Source organism: Janibacter sp. YB324, from assembly GCF_014217915.1.
GTDB lineage: Bacteria > Actinomycetota > Actinomycetes > Actinomycetales > Dermatophilaceae > Janibacter > Janibacter indicus.
Map to the genome: position 1 here is coordinate 1,052,147 of NZ_CP060120.1, position 15,636 is coordinate 1,067,782.

Here is a 15,636-nt window from a genome sequence, read left to right on the forward strand (position 1 = left end):
CCCAGTGCGCGGTGTCGAGGCTTCAGTCGTGGACAGCCTGCGTACCTCCACCGGCGGGTGTGGTCTGGGCGTCCTTGCACCTTCACGCGCGGGGCACAGGGGATGTCCAGCCTCGAGGTCGCATAATGGGTGCATGAGCGTCTCCCTCGGTATGCCCAAGGCCCCGGCCCCCGTGCTCGCGCCCCGTCGCCAGACCCGGCAGATCAAGGTGGGGTCGGTCGGCGTCGGTAGTGAGTCGCCGATCTCGGTGCAGTCGATGACGACGACGCTCACCTCCGACGTCAACACCACGCTGCAGCAGATCGCCGAGCTCACCGCCGCCGGCTGCGACATCGTGCGCGTGGCCTGCCCGAGCCAGGACGACGCCGACGCGCTCGCCGAGATCGCCCAGCACAGCCAGATCCCGGTCATCGCCGACATCCACTTCCAGCCCAAGTACGTCTTCCAGGCGATCGAGGCCGGCTGCGCCGCGGTCCGGGTCAACCCCGGCAACATCCGCAAGTTCGACGACCAGGTCAAGGAGATCGCCAAGGCGGCCAAGGACCACGGCACCTCGATCCGCATCGGCGTCAATGCCGGCAGCCTCGACAAGCGACTGCTCGAGAAGTACGGCAAGGCCACGCCCGAGGCGCTCGTCGAGTCGGCCGTCTGGGAGGCCAGCCTCTTCGAGGAGCACGACTTCCACGACTTCAAGATCTCGGTCAAGCACAACGACCCCGTGACCATGGTCCGGGCCTACGAGCTGCTCGCCGAGGCCGGCGACTGGCCGCTGCACCTCGGTGTCACCGAGGCCGGCCCCGCCTTCCAGGGCACGATCAAGTCGGCGACGGCCTTCGGCGCCCTGCTGTCGAAGGGGATCGGCGACACCATCCGCGTCTCCCTCTCGGCCCCGCCGGTCGAGGAGATCAAGGTCGGCCAGCAGATCCTGCAGTCGCTCGGCCTGCGTCCGCGCAAGCTCGAGATCGTCTCCTGCCCGAGCTGCGGCCGCGCCCAGGTCGACGTCTACAAGCTCGCCGACGAGGTCACCGCCGGGCTCGACGGGATGACTGTCCCCCTTCGCGTCGCCGTCATGGGCTGCGTCGTCAACGGCCCCGGCGAGGCCCGCGAGGCCGACCTCGGGGTCGCCTCGGGCAACGGCAAGGGCCAGATCTTCGTTAAGGGCGAGGTCATCAAGACCGTCCCCGAGAGCCAGATCGTCGAGACGCTCATCGAGGAGGCCATGCGCATCGCCGAGGAGATGGGCGAGCCCGTCGACGGCGAGGACGCGGGGGCCACCGTCACGGTCGGCTGAGCCGTAGGCTGGCGGGGTGCTGCGGACCCGCAACCCCACCCGGCTGCTCGGCGTCGACGACGTCGATGCCGCCCTCGACCTGTGCGCCCGCGACCCCGCGGCCAATGTCTTCGTCGCGAGCCGGATCCTCGACGGGGGGCTGGGCGCCGGGTCGACCGCCGCCTACGGGTGGTTCGAGGACGGCCGGCTCGAGGGGCTCGTGTGGACCATCGCCAATGTCGTGCCCGTCGGCACCTCCGACGCGAGCTGGAGCCACCTGGCGGCGCAGGTGCGCAAGGTGCGCCGACGCTGCGCCTCCTTCCTCGGGCCGCGCACCGAGGTCGCCGGCCTGTGGGGGGCGACCCAGCACGACTTCCCCAGGCCCCGGGCGGTGCGGGCCGAGCAGCCGCTCATGGGCACGCACACGCCGCCGTCGCAGCTCGGGGTGCCGCTCGACCCCCGCGTACGCCCGGCGACCGTCGACGAGGTCGACCTCGTCCTGCCCGCCGCCGAACACATGTTCACCGCCGAGATCGGCTACCGGCCCTACACCGGCAACCCCTCCTTCTACCGCGACTCGATCTGGCGGCTCATCCGCGCCGGGCGCACCTATGTCGTCATCGAGCGCGGTCGGGTGATCTTCAAGGCCGACGTCGGCTCAGTCGGGCTCGGAGCGATGCAGATCCAGGGGGTCTGGGTCGCGCCCGAGCTGCGCGGGCAAGGCCTGGCCGCCGGCTTCATGGCGTCGACGCTCGAGCAGGCGATGCTCGACCACGCCCCCTTCGCCACGCTCTACGTCAACGACTTCAACGCGCCGGCGCTCGCGACCTACCGGCGCATCGGCATGGAGCGGCTCGGGACCTTTTCGACGATCCTCTTCTAGAGCCTCAGAGGGTGAAGACGATCTTGCCGACCTGGTCGCCCGCGACCATCTGCTCGAAGCCCTCACGCGCCCGCTCCAGCGGGAGCTCGGCGTGGACGAGCGGGCGCGTGCCGGTCGAGTGCAGCAGCTGCACGAGAGCGTCGAGCTCGTCGCGGGTGCCCATCGTCGAGCCGATGACGCTCAGCTGGAGGAAGAAGACGTGGGTGAGCATCGCGTCGTCGACCTGCGGGCCGCTCGTCGTGCCCGAGATGACGATCCGGCCGCCGGGTCGAAGGGAGCGCACCGAGTGCTCCCACGTGGCGCGCCCGACGGTCTCCATGACGGCGTCGGCCTTGACCGGCAGGCGTTCGCCGGACGCGAAGACCTCGTGCGCGCCGATCTCGAGGGCCCGCGCCCGCTTGTCCTCGCTGCGCGAGGTCGCGTAGACCCGCAGGCCGGCGGCCCGCGCCAGGGTGATGAGCGCGGTCGAGACGCCGCCGCCGACGCCCTGGACGAGTACCGACTCGCCGGGACGCAGGCCACCCCGGACGAAGAGCATGCGGTAGGCCGTGAGCCACGCGGTCGGCAGGCAGGCCGCCTCGACCATGCTCAACCCCTCGGGCTTGGGCACGAGGTTGCGCCGGGGGACGACCACGGTCTCGGCGAAGGTGCCCTGGTAGCGCTCGGAGAGCAGCGAGCGTCGCGGGTCGGTCGTCTCGTCGGCGCCGGTGAAGCCGGGGTCGTTGATCACGGCGTGGACGACGACCTCGTTGCCCTCCTCGTCAAGGCCCGCGGCATCGCAGCCGAGGATCATCGGCAGCGCGTCGGCCTTGAGCCCCTGACCCCGCAGCGACCACACGTCGTGGTGGTTGAGCGCGGCGGCCTTGACGGTGACTCGAGCCCAGTCCTCCGGCGCCTGTGGGTCGGGGCGCTCCCCGACGACGAGCCCGGCCAGCGGGTCCTTGCTGTTGATGCTCTCGGCGTACACGGCGCGCATCGGTGCGCTCCCTTCGATCGGGGACGATGCGCCCTACTCTGCCACCGGGCACTAGCGTGGGCATCACCGACTGTTCCCGAACAAGGAGCTGCGCATGAGCACCATCGCCGACAACGTCATCGCGACCCTGAAGGCCAACGGGGTCACCCGCGCCTACGGCGTGCCGGGTGACTCGCTCAACGGCTTCACCGAGGCCATGCGTCGTGACGGCTCGATCGCCTGGCGACTGGTGCGCCACGAGGAGTCCGCGGCCTTCGCCGCCGCGGCCGACGCCGAGCTCACCGGCGACCTGGCCGTCGTCCTCGGCAGCTGTGGCCCGGGCAACCTCCACCTCATCAACGGTCTCTTCGACGCACAGCGCAGCCGGGTGCCCGTGCTCGCCATCGCGGCCCAGATCCCGAGCTCCGAGATCGGCAGCGGCTACTTCCAGGAGACCCACCCGCAGGAGCTCTTCCGCGAGTGCAGCGTCTGGGCCGAGATGGTCACCGACGCCTCGCAGATGCCACGGATGCTCGAGACCGCGATGCGCGCGGCGATCCAGGAGCGCGGGGTCGCCGTGCTCGTCGTCCCCGGTGACGTCGCCCAGACCGAGGCCGCCGACGAGCGGGTGACCGTCGTCGAGCGGGCCCGCGCGCGGATCGTCCCCGCCCCAGACCAGCTCGAGCGGGCCGCGCAGCTGCTCGGCGCGTCGAAGCGCACCACCCTGCTCGTCGGGGCCGGGGCAGCAGGAGCGAAGGACGACGTCCTCGCCCTCGCGGACCTGCTCGCTGCACCGGTGGTGCACACCCTTCGCTCCAAGCAGGACATCGAGGGAGACAACCCCTTCGACGTCGGCCTGACCGGCCTGCTCGGTTTCGCCTCCGGCTACCGGGCGATGGAGGAGGCCGAGACCGTGCTCATGCTCGGCACCGACTTCCCCTACCGGCAGTTCTACCCGGAGGGCGCGCGCTTCATCCAGGTGGACACCAGGGGCGAGCACCTCGGGCGGCGGGTGCCGCTCGACCTCGGGCTCGTCGGCGATGTCGGCGACACGATCCGGGCCCTGCTGCCGCTGCTGCAGTCGGCCCGCGACCGCAAGCACCTCGAGGACTCGGTCAAGCACTACCGCAAGACGCGCGACAAGCTCGACGAGCTCGCCGAGCCGCCCAAGAAGGGACTGCTCGGGGGCCGCAAGCACGAGGCGATCCACCCCCAGTACCTCGCTCGGCTCGTCGATGAGATCGCCGCCGACGACGCCGTCTTCATCCCCGACGTCGGCTCGCCCGTCGTCTACGCCGCGCGCTACCTCGAGTGCCGCGGTGACCGGCGACTCATCGGCTCCTTCATCCACGGGTCGATGGCCAATGCCGTGCCGCAGGCCGTCGGCGCGCAGCTCGCGCAGCCCGAGCGGCAGGTCGTCACGCTGAGCGGTGACGGTGGCCTGGCGATGCTCATGGGCGAGCTGCTCACCGTGCGCCAGCACGACCTGCCGATCAAGATCGTCGTGCTCAACAACTCCTCGCTCAACTTCGTCGAGCTCGAGATGAAGGCCGCCGGCCTGCCCGGCTTCGGCACCGACCTGCACAATCCCGACTTCTCGCAGGTCGCCGAGGCCTGCGGCATCACGGGCTGGCGGGTCACCGAGGCCGCCGATCTCGAGACGAGCCTGCGCGAGGCCTTCGCCCACGACGGCCCGGCGCTCGTCGACGTCGTCACCGAACGCCAGGAGCTGACGATCCCGCCGGCGATCTCCGCCGAGCAGGTCAAGGGCTTCACCCTCTACGCCTTGCGTACCGTGATGTCCGGACGCGGCGACGAGCTGCTCGACCTGTCGCGGGTCAACCTGCGACAGATCCTCTGAGAGGGAGACGAGACCTGATGACCCGAACCGACCTGCCCACGACCGGCCTGGCTGTCCTCCTCGTGGGCGGTGGGGTGCTGCACCTCGTGCGCCCCGAGGTCTACGAGCCGATCATCCCCGCGCCCCTGCGCGGGCGGGCCAGAGAGCTCGTCCTCGCCTCAGGGGTCGCCGAGATCGCCTGCGGTGCAGGGCTGCTCGTGCCGGCGACGCGCCCGGCCGCCGGCTGGGCCAGCGCGGCGCTCCTTCTCGGGGTGCTGCCGGCCAATGTCCAGATGAGCGTCGACCACGGGCGTCGGGCACGGCGCAAGGGCACGCCGCAGGCGGTCGGTTTCTTCGCCGGGACGCTGGCCCGGCTGCCGCTCCAGTGGCCCCTGGTGCGCACGGCGCTGCGCGCCGCCCGGGGCGGCTGACGATGAGCACGCTCGAGTGGTCGCCCACGACGGAGGAGGACGTCGCCTCGCTCGTCCGCCTCGGGCAGGCCTGCCTCGACCGCGACGGCGGGCTGCCCGACCTCGCCGACCCGCAGCACCTGCGCGACGGCTACCTCACCGACCTGTCGATCTGCGGGCGGGACGAGCTCGGTGACATCGTCGCGGCGGCCGCCATCGGCATCAGTGCCGACGGCTCTCGGACGGCGACCGGCCTGATCGACCCCGCCGCCATGGGGCAGGGGATCGGGCAGGAGATCGCCGACTGGGTCATCGGCCACTCGGTGGGCCCGGTGCGCTTCGTCCTGGACTCGGTGAGCCCCGAGGCGGAGACCCTCTTCGCCGAGCTCGGTCTGCACCGCGGCTTCGCGGAGTCGATCATGCGGCACAGCCTGCGCTCGGTCCCCTTCGTCCGGCGTCCCGAGGACATCGTGACCCTACCCTTCACCGACGACACCTCCGAGGCCTTCCGCCACGCCTACGCCGCCTCCTTCGGTGACCGGCCCGGCTACACCGCCGGCAGCTCCCGTGCCTGGGGTCGGTGGCTGCGCGAGCAGCGCGGCTTCCAGCCGGAGGACTCGCGGGTCGCGATGGACCGCAGCGGCCACGTCGCCGGCTTCGTCACCCTCTCCGACGGGTGGATCGAGGAGGTCGGGGTCGTCCCCGAGTGGCGCGGCCACCGGCTCGGCGCCCACCTCGTCGCCCGCTCGCTCACGGCCCTCCAGCGGGCCGGTGCCGACGAGGTCTGGCTGGCCGTCGGCTGCGACAACCCCGCCCGCTCGCTCTACGAACGACTCGGCTTCCGGGGCCACGGCACCCGTGCCCAGTACGAGCAGCCGACCATCTCGGAGGGATCATGACCGACGTCGAGACCGAGTCCATGACGATTCCCGACAAGGTGGTCGACGCTGTGCGCGGCGCCCGCCGCGTCCTCGTCCTCTCCGGGGCCGGGATGAGCGCCGAGTCGGGCGTGCCGACCTTCCGTGATGCCCAGACCGGGCTGTGGGAGGAGTTCGACCCGAGCCAGCTGGCGACGGCCGAGGCCTTCCGGTTGGATCCTCCCTTCGTCTGGGCCTGGTACGCGTGGCGGATGCAGCTGGTCCGCGGCGTCGAGCCCAACGACGGTCACCGGGCGCTCGCCGAGCTCGCCGGCCTGCGTGAGGTGACGATCTCGACGCAGAACGTCGATGACCTCCACGAGCGCGCCGGCTCGGCCGTCGCCGCGCACCTGCACGGGTCGATCTTCGCGCTGCGGTGCAGCGACTGCGAGACCCCCCTACGACGGTGACCTCGACCTGCCCGCGGAGCCGACCGAGCGCATCGACCCGCCGACCTGCCCGCAGTGCGAAGGGGACGTGCGTCCCGGTGTCGTGTGGTTCGGTGAGGTCCTGCCGGACGACGCCGTCGCCGCGACCGAGGCGGCCATCGAGGCCCTCGAGCCGGGCGACGTGGTCCTCGTCATCGGCACCTCCGGCATCGTCTACCCGGCCGCGGGCTACCCGGCGATGGCGCGGGCCGAGGGCGCGACGGTCGTGGAGGTCAACCCCGTCGACACCGAGATCTCCGACATGTGCCACCACGTCGTGCGCGGCACCGCCGCGCAGGTGCTGCCCGAGCTGGTGGCCGCGCTTCAGTAGAGGCCGGTCGAGTACTGCGAGCCGTAGTACTCCTCCAGGGCCTCGATCGTCTCGTCGGGTCGCTCGAGCAGCTGGGCGATCTCGGCGCGGGAGGAGACCGCCGTCGGGTCCCAGTCCTCCGGGTGCCACATGCGACTGCGCATGAAGGCCTTGGCGCAGTGGAAGAAGACCTCCTCGACGTCGATGACGAGGGCGAGCAGCGGGCGGTGCCCCTTGACGACCATCTCGTCGAACCACGGGGCATCGCGCACGAGTCGGGCCCGGCCGTTGATCCGCAGGGTGTCGCCGCGCCCCGGGATGATGCACACGAGCCCGGCGTGCGGGTTGTCCAGCACGTTGAGGTAGCCGTCGACGCGCCGGTTGCCCGGGCGCTCGGCGAGGGCGACGGTGCGCTCGTCGATGACGTGCACGAGCTGTCCGGGCGGGTCTCCCTTGGGGCTGGCGTCGGTGCGACCTTCGCTGCCGGCCGTCGCCAGGACGACGAAGGGGGTGTGCTCCAGCCACCGGCGGTGGACCTCGTCGAGGCGGTCGGTGACCTTGTCGCGGGTCCGGGGCAGCGGGTGGCCGACGACGTCACGCAGCTCGTCGACGGTGCGGATGACGTCCTCGCTCATGGCGTCACCTTCCCACGGGGACCGCCGGCTCCGGCACGGGCTCCGGCAGCGCCTCGGTCCGGCGGGGGCGTGAGGCCCACAGCACGCCGCCCACGACGAGGGCGCCACCGACGAGCTCCAGCGGGGCGGGCACCTCGTCGAGGAGCAGCCAGGCGAGGGCCAGGCCGGTCACCGGCACGAGCATGGAGAAGGGCGCGACCGTGCCCGACGGGTGCCGGGCCATGAGCCAGGTCCAGATGCCCGAGCCGACGACGGTGGCCAAGAGGGTCGTGTAGGCGAGCCCGAGCCAGGCCGGGATCGCGGCGCCGGTCACGGAGTCGGCTAGGGCGGTGCCGATGCGCTCGGGTCCCTCGACGAGGAGCGACAGGACGAGCATCGGGACCGGCGGGATCACCGTCATCCACATCGTCAGGTGGAGCGGCTTCGGTGCCGCGGCCAGGCGGGAGGCGAGGTTGCCGAAGGCCCAGCCGAGGCCGGCCATGAGCGTCAGGACGAAGGGGAGAAGTCCCGCCTCGGCGTCGAGCCGCTGGGAGCCGACGACGGCCATACCGAGGGCCGCGACCGCCACGCCGCTCGCGGCGCTGCCGCTCAGCCGCTCGCCGAGCAGGACCGCACCGAGGACGACGGTGAAGGGCGCCGAGCTCTGCAGCACGAGGGAGGCCAGACCGGTCGGCATGCCGGCGTCCATCGCGAGGTAGAGGAAGGCGAACTGGAGGATGCCGAAGCCGATGCCGTAGCCGACGAGCCAGCGCGTGGGCACCTGGGGGCGGGGGACGAAGAGGATCGTCGGGATCGCCATGAGGGTGAAGCGCAGCGCGGAGCACAGGAAGGGCGGGAAGATCTCGAGCGAGGCGTGGATGGCGATGAAGTTGGCGCCCCAGAGGACGGCGACGACGACGGCGAGCAGTCGGTGGCGGATCGGCACCCGACGATCGTCGGTCACCTGACTATGCAGGACAAGCGAATCATCATGACGATTCCCTTTAGGCTGCCTGCATGGACATCCGGCACCTCGAGCTGCTGCGCGACCTGCGCGAACGAGGCAGTCTTGCCGCCGTCGCCGCGGCGACGCACCGGACTCCCTCGGCGTTGTCGCAGCAGCTGCGCACGGCCCAGCGGGTCGCCGGCACGCCGCTCGTCGAACCCCACGGGCGGGGCCTGCGGCTCACCGAGGCGGGCGAGCTGCTCGCCGACGGCGCGGACGAGGTGGCCGCGGCGATCGCGCGCGTGGACTCACGGCTGTCCGAGCACCGTGGCCGGCCGACCGGGCGGGTGAGCGTCGCCGGCCTCCCGAGCGGGCTGACTGCCCTGCTGCCGGGTGCGCTCGTCCTGCTCTCCGACAGCGACGTCGAGCTGAGCATCGACGACCTCGACCTCGCCGAGCACGACTACGCACGGGCCGCGGCCGACGCGGACATCGTCGTCGCGCACTCGCTGACGAGCGAGGTGCCGGTCGGCAGCGAGGGACTCGTCGCCACCGTGCTCACCCGTGAGCCGCTCGACGTCGCCGTGCCGCCGGACCACCCGCTCGCCGCTCGCGCCACGCTGCGACCCGAGGACGTCGTCGACGAGCCGTGGATCTGCGTGCCCGAGCACTACCCCTTCGACACCGTCCTCCAGCGGATCGAGGCCACCTGCGCCCGCCCGCTGCACCGGCGGCTGCGCATCCGCGACAACCACCTCGTCGCCGCGCTCGTGGCGGCCGGCGAGGGCCTGGCCCTGCTGCCGCGCTACACGACCCGCTCGGCCGACGAGTTTGCCCTCGTGCCGCTCGTCGACGTGCCCTCCGCCCGGTGGATCGTCGCGCTCTCGCGGCCGGACCGGGCCGAGCGGGCCGCGGTGCGGCTCGTGACCCGACAGCTCGGTATTGCGGGGGCGGCGCTCATGGGTGAGCGGATATCCTGACGCGGTACACCCCCTTCGACCCGCCAGGAGCACCGTCCGTGGTCACCCGCATGTCCTCCCTCTTCCTCCGCACCCTCCGGGAGGACCCCGCTGACGCGGAGCAGCCGGGCCACAAGCTCCTCGTGCGCGCCGGCTACATCCGCCGCGCCGCGCCGGGCATCTACACCTGGCTGCCGCTGGGGCTGAAGGTCCTGCGCAAGGTCGAGGCGATCGTGCGCGAGGAGATGGAGGCGATCGGATCCCAGGAGCTGTCCTTCCCGGCGCTGCTGCCCAAGGAGCCCTACGAGGCGACCAACCGGTGGACCGAGTACGGCGACAACCTCTTCCGGCTCGTCGACCGCAAGGACGCCGACATGCTCCTCGGACCGACCCACGAGGAGATGTTCTGCCTCGCGGTCAAGGACATGTACACCTCCTACAAGGACCTGCCGCTCGCGCTCTTCCAGATCCAGACGAAGTACCGCGACGAGGCCCGCCCGCGCGCCGGCGTGCTGCGCGGCCGCGAGTTCATCATGAAGGACTCCTACTCCTTCGACGTCGACGCCGCCGGCCTGCAGAAGGCCTACGACGCGCACCGCGACGCCTACATCAAGATCTTCGACCGGCTCGGGTTCGAGTACGTCATCGTCCACGCTGACTCCGGTGCCATGGGTGGCAGCGCGAGCGAGGAGTTCCTCGCGGTCAGCCCCAATGGTGAGGACACCTTCGTGCGCGACGCCTCCGGCTACGCGGCCAATGTCGAGGCCGTCGTCGTGCCGCAGGCCCCGCCGGTCGAGGTGACCGCCGGTCCCGCGCACGTCGAGGACACCCCCGACACCCCGACGATCGAGACCCTCGTCGCTGCTCTCAACTCCGCGCATCCGCGCACCGACGGCCGCGAGTGGACGGCTGCCGACACCCTCAAGAACGTCCTCGTGACCCTCGTCCACCCCGCCGACGAGGAGCACGACGAGCCGCGGCGCGAGCCGCTGGCCATCGGCGTGCCCGGCGACCGCGAGGTCGACGCCAAGCGCCTCGAGGCGCAGGTGGCGCCGGCCGAGGTCGAGGACTTCGGCGAGGCCGACTTCGCCGCCCACCCCGAGCTGGCCAAGGGTTACATCGGCCCCGGCGTCCTGGGGTCCGAGCGGTCCTCCGGCATTCGCTACCTGCTCGACCCGAGCATCGCCGAGGGCAGCGCCTGGGTCACCGGCGCCGACGAGCACGGCAAGCACGTCATCGACCTCGTGCACGGCCGTGACTTCACCGCCGACGGCACGATCCAGGCCGCCGAGATCCGCGAGGGCGACCCGAGCCCGACCGGCTCCGGCACGCTGACCCTCGCCCGCGGCGTCGAGATGGGCCACATCTTCCAGCTCGGCACCAAGTACGCCGAGGCGCTGGGCCTGAAGGTCCTCGACGAGAACGGCAAGCTCGTCACCGTGACGATGGGCTCCTACGGCGTCGGGGTCACCCGCGCGGTGGGTGTCGTCGCCGAGGACAACCACGACGAGCTGGGCCTGGTGTGGCCCCGCGAGCTCGCCCCCTTCGACGTGCACGTCGTGGCCGCGGGCAAGAGCGACGAGATCTTCACCGCGGCCGGTGACCTGTCGGCCCAGCTCGAGGCGAAGGGGGTCCGCGTCCTCTTCGACGACCGCGCCGGCAAGGTGAGCCCGGGCGTGAAGTTCAAGGACGCCGAGCTCATCGGTGTCCCGACGATCCTCGTCGTCGGCAAGGGCCTGGCCGATGGGGTCGTCGAGGTCAAGGACCGCCGCAGCGGTGAGCGCCGCGAGGTGCCGGTGGGGGAGGCCGTCGAGGCCGTGCTCGCCGAGGTGCGTGGCGGCGCGTGAGCGTCGACGAGATGCGCCACCCGCTCACCGTGCGTGAGCGGCCCGAGGCCGGGCCCGTCGAGGCGGTGATCTTCGACTGGGGCGGCACGCTCACCCCGTGGCACACGATCGACCTGGGCCAGCAGTGGCGCGTCTTCGCGCGGGAGGTCCACGGCATCCCGATCGAGTCCGACGAGGTGCCGCAGGAGGACCTCGACCGCGCACACGAGCTCGCCGAGCGGATCCACGCCGTCGAGGCCGATGCCTGGCAGCAGGTGCGCGACGAGCAGCGTGGCGCGCACCTCGACGACATCCTGCGCAAGGCCGGCATCGACCCACAGCACGACCGGCACCACGTCGCGCTCGCGGCCTACCGTCGCTTCTGGGAGCCGCACACCCACACCGACCCGCAGGTGCGGCCGCTCTGGGAGGGGCTGCGCGCTCGGGGTCTCAAGGTCGGGGTGCTGTCCAACACCATCTGGAGCGGGGACTACCACCGCGAGATCTTCGAGCGTGACGGCGTGCTCGACCTCATCGACGGCGACGTCTACTCGTCGGAGATCCAGGTGGTCAAGCCGCACCGGGAAGCCTTCGAGGCCGCGGCCGCGGCCGTCGGCGTGCCGATGGCCAATGCCGTCTACGTCGGCGACCGGCTCTTCGAGGACGTGCTGGGCTCCCAGGAGGTCGGGATGCGCGCGATCTGGGTGCCGCACAGCGACATCCCGGCCGACCAGCAGGTGACCGTCGACGTCGAGCCCGATGGCGTCGCGCACGAGCTGATCGACGTCCTCGAGATCGTCGACGGCTGGCTCGCCGCCTAGGGGTGCTGCTCGGGCGGGGGCACCCGACGCCGGCGCCACCAGCGCCAGGCGCCGGTGCTCCACACCGCCCACACGACGAGCACCGGCTGAAAGAGGAGCCGGACCGCCCGTGAGGTGTCGCTCGTCAGCCCGAAGGCGTCGCGGTGCTCGGTGAGCTGCGCGATGTTGCCGGGGAAGACCGCGACGAAGAGCGCTGCTGTCACCAGGCCGACCACGGCGCGAGCGGGATGGCGCCAGACAAGGAGCAGGGCCGCGCCGACGGCGATCTCGACGACACCCGAGACGAGGACGACGAGGTCGGCGTCAGCGGGGAACCACGGCGGCACCTGGGCCCGGAACTCGGTGCGGGCAAAGGTCAGGTGGGCCACGCCCGCGAGGACGAGGAAGGAACCGAGCAGCGCCTGCCCGACGGCACGCAGTGGTGAGGACATGTCTCAGACTCCCACGGCACCGAGGAGGCGGCTGGCGGCGAGCCAGGTCGCGCCGGCGAGGACCAGGGCGAAGCTCGCCACCCACAGCACCGCAGGCACGCCCGTCGTTCGGGCGAGCGAGCCCGGGTCACTGCGGGCCTCGATGCCGCCGAGCATCGTCGCCAGGTGGCGCCAGGCTCCCACGAGGAGCAGCAGGCCCACACCGACGAGGACCTGCTGCTGCAGGGCATCGTCGCGCCACCACCACAGGGCGGCGCACGCCGCGAGCACTGCGACGACGACGAGTCCGGTGAGCGCCGAGCGCACCCGGGTCAGGGTGGTGAGCAGCCCCACGAGCAGGAGGGCGAGCGTCGGGGCCGCCCACCCGGCCGTGGCGAGCCCCACGAGCAGGGTGCCGACGATCCCCGGAGCCGGGTAGCCGGCCCAGGTCGTCGCGACCACGCCCGCACCGCTGGCGGGGCCCACGGTCACGGCATGGCCGGACATGTCCGAGCGCAGGACGAAGCCGGTGAAGCGTCGCCCGCACGCCACGCCGACGAGGGCGTGCCCGAGTTCGTGGACGAGGGTGACGACGAGCCGCAGCACCCGCCACGCCGGCCACCAGGTCGCCGCGACGCAGCCGAGCGCGAGGACGGCGACGAGGGTCCACCCGGCGAGCTCGGGTGCGGGGCTCGCGGGGGAGAGGCGGTCGAGGAGGTGCTGCACGGGGTGACCGTATGCGGGCAACCTGTGCGTGGGAGGGTGAGCCCATGTCGCACGTGCTGATCCTCGGAGGGACCGCCGAGGCGAGGGATCTCGCCGCCCGCCTGGACGCGCAGGGGGTGCCCCTCACCTCCTCCCTCGCCGGCCGGGTGTCGCAGCCGCGGCTGCCGGTCGGGCCGGTGAGGATCGGCGGGTTCGGTGGGGTCGCTGGCCTGACCGACTGGCTCCGAGGGCACGAGGTGAGCGCGGTCGTCGACGCCACCCACCCCTTCGCCGCGACGATGGGCGCCCATGCGGCACAAGCCTGCTCGTCACTGGGGGTGCCGCTGCTGCGGCTGGCCCGGCCCGGCTGGGCGCAGCACCCGGACGCCGCGTCGTGGACCTGGGTGGGCGACCACGTGGCTGCCCGGGAGGCGGCGGACGAGGTGGGGGGCACCCCCTTCGTCACGACGGGGCGGCAGACCCTGCACCACCACATCGACGCCTGGGCCGACCGGCCGGTGCTCGTCCGGCTCGTCGAGCCTGCGGAGCGGCCGCTGCCGGCGGCCTGGACCGTGCTGCGCTCGCGGGGGCCCTTCGCCGTCGCCGACGAGGAGGCGATCATGCGCGAGCACGGCGTCACCGTGCTGCTCACCAAGGACTCGGGTGGTCGCTACACCGAGGCCAAGCTCGACGCGTCCCGACACCTCGGGGTGCCGGTCGTCGTCGTGTCGCGCCCGGCGCGGGCGCCGGGCGTCGCGGAGGCGAGCGATGCCGACGCCGCCACGAGGTGGGTCCTGGCGTCCCTACGCTCCTGACTCGTGCTCTGGATCAGACATTGCGTGATTCACCGGACGAGTCAGGGCCGTAGCGACCGATCCGGCCTCACCGCTTCAGCGCGAGGCGGGCCCCGACGACCGCGACCAGCGTGACGACACCCACCCGGCGGGCGAGGAGCACGGCGCGCGGCAGGTCCGCGACGGTGGGCGCAGGACCGGAGCCCATGACGACCCGGTCCTCGGCGCCGCTCGCGTAGACCGTCCGCCCACCGAGGCGCAGGCCCAGGGCCGCGGCGAAGCCGGCCTCGACCGGACCGGCATTGGGGCTGGGGTGGTCGCGCCCGTCCCGCAACGCCGTGCGCACCACCTCACCGGCACGAAGGGGGGAGGCCGCAGCGGTCGCGAGGACGGTGGCCCGGGCGGGGACCCAGCCCAGCAGGTCGTCGAGTCGGGCTGCGGCCCAACCAAATCGGGTATAGCGGGCCGTGCGGTGGCCGTGCATCGCGTCGAGGGTGTTGGCCGTCCGGTGGAGGACGACGCCGAGCGGGCCGAGCGCGGCACCCCAGACGAGCGTGCCCACGACGGCGTCGGAGGTGTTCTCCGCGACGGACTCGACGGCGGCCCGGGCGACCTCGTCGGCGGTGAGGTCGTCGGTGACCCGACCGACGAGGTTGCGGACCCGGGTGCGCGCTCCGGGGAGGTCGTCGGAGGCGAGCAGGTCGTGCACCGCCAGCCCTTCGCGACCCAGGCTCGTGCCACCGAGTGCCGCCCAGGTCAGGGCCGCGGTCGCAAGGGCACGCGCCGGCCCGGGCAGGCGCGTGGCGGCGACCCCCAGGGCGAGCGGCGGCGCGAGCACGAGCGCCTCGGTGAGGACACCGGCGGCCCGGGAGTCGCGATGGGTGCGCGTCTCGACCCAGCCGGCCCACGTGCCGAAGAGCGCGACGGGGTGCCCTCGTCGTGGGTCGCCGAGAGCCCGGTCGGCCGCCCACCCGAGGAAGAGGCCGATGGCAACGGGGTCGCTCACCCGGCCCCCTTGATCGTCAGCACCTGCCCCGAGACGACGAGGTCGACCCGGTCGGCGGACGCGGCGATGCGCTGGTTGAGCCAGCCGAGCCGGTCGGCGAAGATCCGTCCGGAGCGGTGCTCCGAGACCAGCCCCCAGCCGACCTCGTTGGTCACGGCCACGACGAGGGGGGCTGCTCGCCAGGCCGCCTCGAGATCGTCGACCCGCTGCTCGAGCGCCGGGACCCAATGGTGCTCGGGCGCCTCCCAGGCCCCGATCTCGTCGAGCTGGGCGGTCAGCCAGGTGCCGAGGCAGTCGAGCAGGACCGGGTCCTCGGCCTCCCACAGGCCACTCGCCGCGTCCGTGCTCTCGACGGTCGACCAGGTCGCCGGTCGACGCTGCCGGTGCGCGGCCACGCGATCCGCCCAGTCGGCGTCGTCGCGCTGCGGGCCGGCCGCGAGATAGGTGACGGGCGTGCCCTCGGGCACGTGCGGGGGCAGCAGGAGGGACTCGGCGTGCCGTGATTTGCCCGAGCGGACGCCGCCGGTGACGAGGACGCGCAT

General features: G+C 72.6%; 18 protein-coding genes. 11 read left to right on the forward strand and 7 right to left on the reverse strand.

The window, feature by feature from the left end:
* The first annotated feature begins 133 nt into the window (after positions 1–133).
* Together ispG and H7A72_RS05160 are read left to right on the forward strand one after the other, a co-directional pair.
* Positions 134–1,291, forward strand: a complete 1,158-nt coding sequence (gene ispG / locus H7A72_RS05155) for a flavodoxin-dependent (E)-4-hydroxy-3-methylbut-2-enyl-diphosphate synthase (RefSeq protein WP_185221852.1) — start codon at positions 134–136, stop codon at positions 1,289–1,291.
* Between the two features lie 16 nt (positions 1,292–1,307).
* Positions 1,308–2,153: a GNAT family N-acetyltransferase gene (locus H7A72_RS05160; protein ID WP_084449509.1), complete on the forward strand. Its 846-nt coding sequence runs from the start codon at positions 1,308–1,310 to the stop codon at positions 2,151–2,153.
* A gap of 4 nt (positions 2,154–2,157) precedes the next feature.
* Here the strand turns inward: H7A72_RS05160 and H7A72_RS05165 are convergent, their stop codons facing one another.
* Positions 2,158–3,129, reverse strand: a complete 972-nt coding sequence (locus tag H7A72_RS05165; protein ID WP_084449510.1) for a zinc-binding dehydrogenase — start codon at positions 3,127–3,129, stop codon at positions 2,158–2,160.
* Positions 3,130–3,223: 94 nt separating this feature from the next.
* Here H7A72_RS05165 and poxB point away from each other — a divergent pair, with 94 nt between their 5' ends.
* The 5 genes from poxB (at position 3,224) to H7A72_RS16995 (ending at position 7,034) form a co-directional block, all read left to right on the forward strand.
* Complete coding sequence (gene poxB / locus H7A72_RS05170; RefSeq protein ID WP_084449511.1) at positions 3,224–4,969, forward strand: ubiquinone-dependent pyruvate dehydrogenase; 1,746 nt, start codon at positions 3,224–3,226, stop codon at positions 4,967–4,969.
* A 17-nt stretch (positions 4,970–4,986) separates the two neighbouring features.
* Positions 4,987–5,379, forward strand: a complete 393-nt coding sequence (locus tag H7A72_RS05175; protein ID WP_084449512.1) for a DoxX family protein — start codon at positions 4,987–4,989, stop codon at positions 5,377–5,379.
* A gap of 2 nt (positions 5,380–5,381) precedes the next feature.
* Entirely contained in the window at positions 5,382–6,257 is an 876-nt protein-coding gene (locus H7A72_RS05180; RefSeq protein ID WP_185221853.1) for an N-acetyltransferase, read from the forward strand.
* On the forward strand, positions 6,254–6,685 hold the full coding sequence (locus H7A72_RS16990) for a Sir2 family NAD-dependent protein deacetylase (RefSeq protein ID WP_305066847.1): 432 nt from the start codon (positions 6,254–6,256) through the stop codon (positions 6,683–6,685). The genes H7A72_RS05180 and H7A72_RS16990 overlap by 4 nt, the downstream gene beginning before the upstream one ends.
* A gap of 67 nt (positions 6,686–6,752) precedes the next feature.
* A complete protein-coding gene (locus tag H7A72_RS16995) occupies positions 6,753–7,034 on the forward strand; it encodes a Sir2 family NAD-dependent protein deacetylase (RefSeq protein ID WP_305066848.1) in 282 nt (93 codons plus the stop codon).
* Here H7A72_RS16995 and H7A72_RS05190 read toward each other — a convergent pair.
* On the reverse strand, positions 7,028–7,648 hold the full coding sequence (locus H7A72_RS05190) for an MSMEG_1061 family FMN-dependent PPOX-type flavoprotein (RefSeq protein WP_072624174.1): 621 nt from the start codon (positions 7,646–7,648) through the stop codon (positions 7,028–7,030). The genes H7A72_RS16995 and H7A72_RS05190 overlap by 7 nt on opposite strands.
* 4 nt (positions 7,649–7,652) lie before the next feature.
* On the reverse strand, positions 7,653–8,573 hold the full coding sequence (locus tag H7A72_RS05195; protein WP_084449598.1) for an EamA family transporter: 921 nt from the start codon (positions 8,571–8,573) through the stop codon (positions 7,653–7,655).
* A 71-nt stretch (positions 8,574–8,644) separates the two neighbouring features.
* Between H7A72_RS05195 and H7A72_RS05200 the strand changes: the two genes are divergently transcribed.
* The 3 genes from H7A72_RS05200 to H7A72_RS05210 are packed head-to-tail and all read left to right on the forward strand — an operon-like array spanning position 8,645 to position 12,179.
* Entirely contained in the window at positions 8,645–9,553 is a 909-nt protein-coding gene (locus tag H7A72_RS05200; RefSeq protein WP_084449514.1) for a LysR family transcriptional regulator, read from the forward strand.
* A 50-nt stretch (positions 9,554–9,603) separates the two neighbouring features.
* The gene (locus H7A72_RS05205) at positions 9,604–11,379 is read left to right on the forward strand and encodes a proline--tRNA ligase (protein WP_185221854.1); all 1,776 of its coding nucleotides are present in this window, start codon (positions 9,604–9,606) and stop codon (positions 11,377–11,379) included.
* Positions 11,376–12,179, forward strand: coding sequence for an HAD family hydrolase (locus tag H7A72_RS05210; protein ID WP_083546034.1), 804 nt, complete (start codon positions 11,376–11,378; stop codon positions 12,177–12,179). The genes H7A72_RS05205 and H7A72_RS05210 overlap by 4 nt, the downstream gene beginning before the upstream one ends.
* Here H7A72_RS05210 and H7A72_RS05215 read toward each other — a convergent pair.
* Together H7A72_RS05215 and H7A72_RS05220 are read right to left on the reverse strand one after the other, a co-directional pair.
* Positions 12,176–12,610 (reverse strand): hypothetical protein, encoded by a 435-nt coding sequence (locus H7A72_RS05215; RefSeq protein ID WP_185221855.1) that lies wholly within the window; start codon positions 12,608–12,610, stop codon positions 12,176–12,178. The genes H7A72_RS05210 and H7A72_RS05215 overlap by 4 nt on opposite strands.
* A 3-nt stretch (positions 12,611–12,613) precedes the next feature.
* Complete coding sequence (locus tag H7A72_RS05220) at positions 12,614–13,315, reverse strand: M50 family metallopeptidase (RefSeq protein WP_185221856.1); 702 nt, start codon at positions 13,313–13,315, stop codon at positions 12,614–12,616.
* 44 nt (positions 13,316–13,359) lie between these two features.
* Between H7A72_RS05220 and H7A72_RS05225 the strand changes: the two genes are divergently transcribed.
* Positions 13,360–14,109 (forward strand): cobalt-precorrin-6A reductase, encoded by a 750-nt coding sequence (locus H7A72_RS05225; RefSeq protein WP_185221857.1) that lies wholly within the window; start codon positions 13,360–13,362, stop codon positions 14,107–14,109.
* 67 nt (positions 14,110–14,176) lie between these two features.
* Here the strand turns inward: H7A72_RS05225 and H7A72_RS05230 are convergent, their stop codons facing one another.
* Together H7A72_RS05230 and H7A72_RS05235 are read right to left on the reverse strand one after the other, a co-directional pair.
* Positions 14,177–15,094 carry a CobD/CbiB family cobalamin biosynthesis protein gene (locus H7A72_RS05230; protein WP_223277788.1) on the reverse strand — a complete coding sequence of 306 codons (918 nt, stop codon included), beginning with the start codon at positions 15,092–15,094 and terminating at the stop codon, positions 14,177–14,179.
* On the reverse strand, positions 15,091–15,636 hold the full coding sequence (locus tag H7A72_RS05235) for a bifunctional adenosylcobinamide kinase/adenosylcobinamide-phosphate guanylyltransferase (protein ID WP_185222294.1): 546 nt from the start codon (positions 15,634–15,636) through the stop codon (positions 15,091–15,093). Before H7A72_RS05235 ends, H7A72_RS05230 begins: the two co-directional genes overlap by 4 nt.

Excerpts from the sequence above, each read along its gene's own strand:
- ispG (WP_185221852.1), top strand. The coding sequence starts at position 134 with ATGAGCGTCTCCCTCGGTATGCCCAAGGCCCCGGCCCCCGTGCTCGCG.
- H7A72_RS05165 (WP_084449510.1), bottom strand. The coding sequence starts at position 3,129 with ATGCGCGCCGTGTACGCCGAGAGCATCAACAGCAAGGACCCGCTGGCC.
- poxB (WP_084449511.1), top strand. The coding sequence starts at position 3,224 with ATGAGCACCATCGCCGACAACGTCATCGCGACCCTGAAGGCCAACGGG.
- H7A72_RS05175 (WP_084449512.1), top strand. The coding sequence starts at position 4,987 with ATGACCCGAACCGACCTGCCCACGACCGGCCTGGCTGTCCTCCTCGTG.
- H7A72_RS05180 (WP_185221853.1), top strand. The coding sequence starts at position 5,382 with ATGAGCACGCTCGAGTGGTCGCCCACGACGGAGGAGGACGTCGCCTCG.
- H7A72_RS16990 (WP_305066847.1), top strand. The coding sequence starts at position 6,254 with ATGACCGACGTCGAGACCGAGTCCATGACGATTCCCGACAAGGTGGTC.
- H7A72_RS05190 (WP_072624174.1), bottom strand. The coding sequence starts at position 7,648 with ATGAGCGAGGACGTCATCCGCACCGTCGACGAGCTGCGTGACGTCGTC.
- H7A72_RS05200 (WP_084449514.1), top strand. The coding sequence starts at position 8,645 with ATGGACATCCGGCACCTCGAGCTGCTGCGCGACCTGCGCGAACGAGGC.
- H7A72_RS05205 (WP_185221854.1), top strand. The coding sequence starts at position 9,604 with ATGTCCTCCCTCTTCCTCCGCACCCTCCGGGAGGACCCCGCTGACGCG.
- H7A72_RS05215 (WP_185221855.1), bottom strand. The coding sequence starts at position 12,610 with ATGTCCTCACCACTGCGTGCCGTCGGGCAGGCGCTGCTCGGTTCCTTC.
- H7A72_RS05225 (WP_185221857.1), top strand. The coding sequence starts at position 13,360 with ATGTCGCACGTGCTGATCCTCGGAGGGACCGCCGAGGCGAGGGATCTC.
- H7A72_RS05235 (WP_185222294.1), bottom strand. The coding sequence starts at position 15,636 with ATGCGCGTCCTCGTCACCGGCGGCGTCCGCTCGGGCAAATCACGGCAC.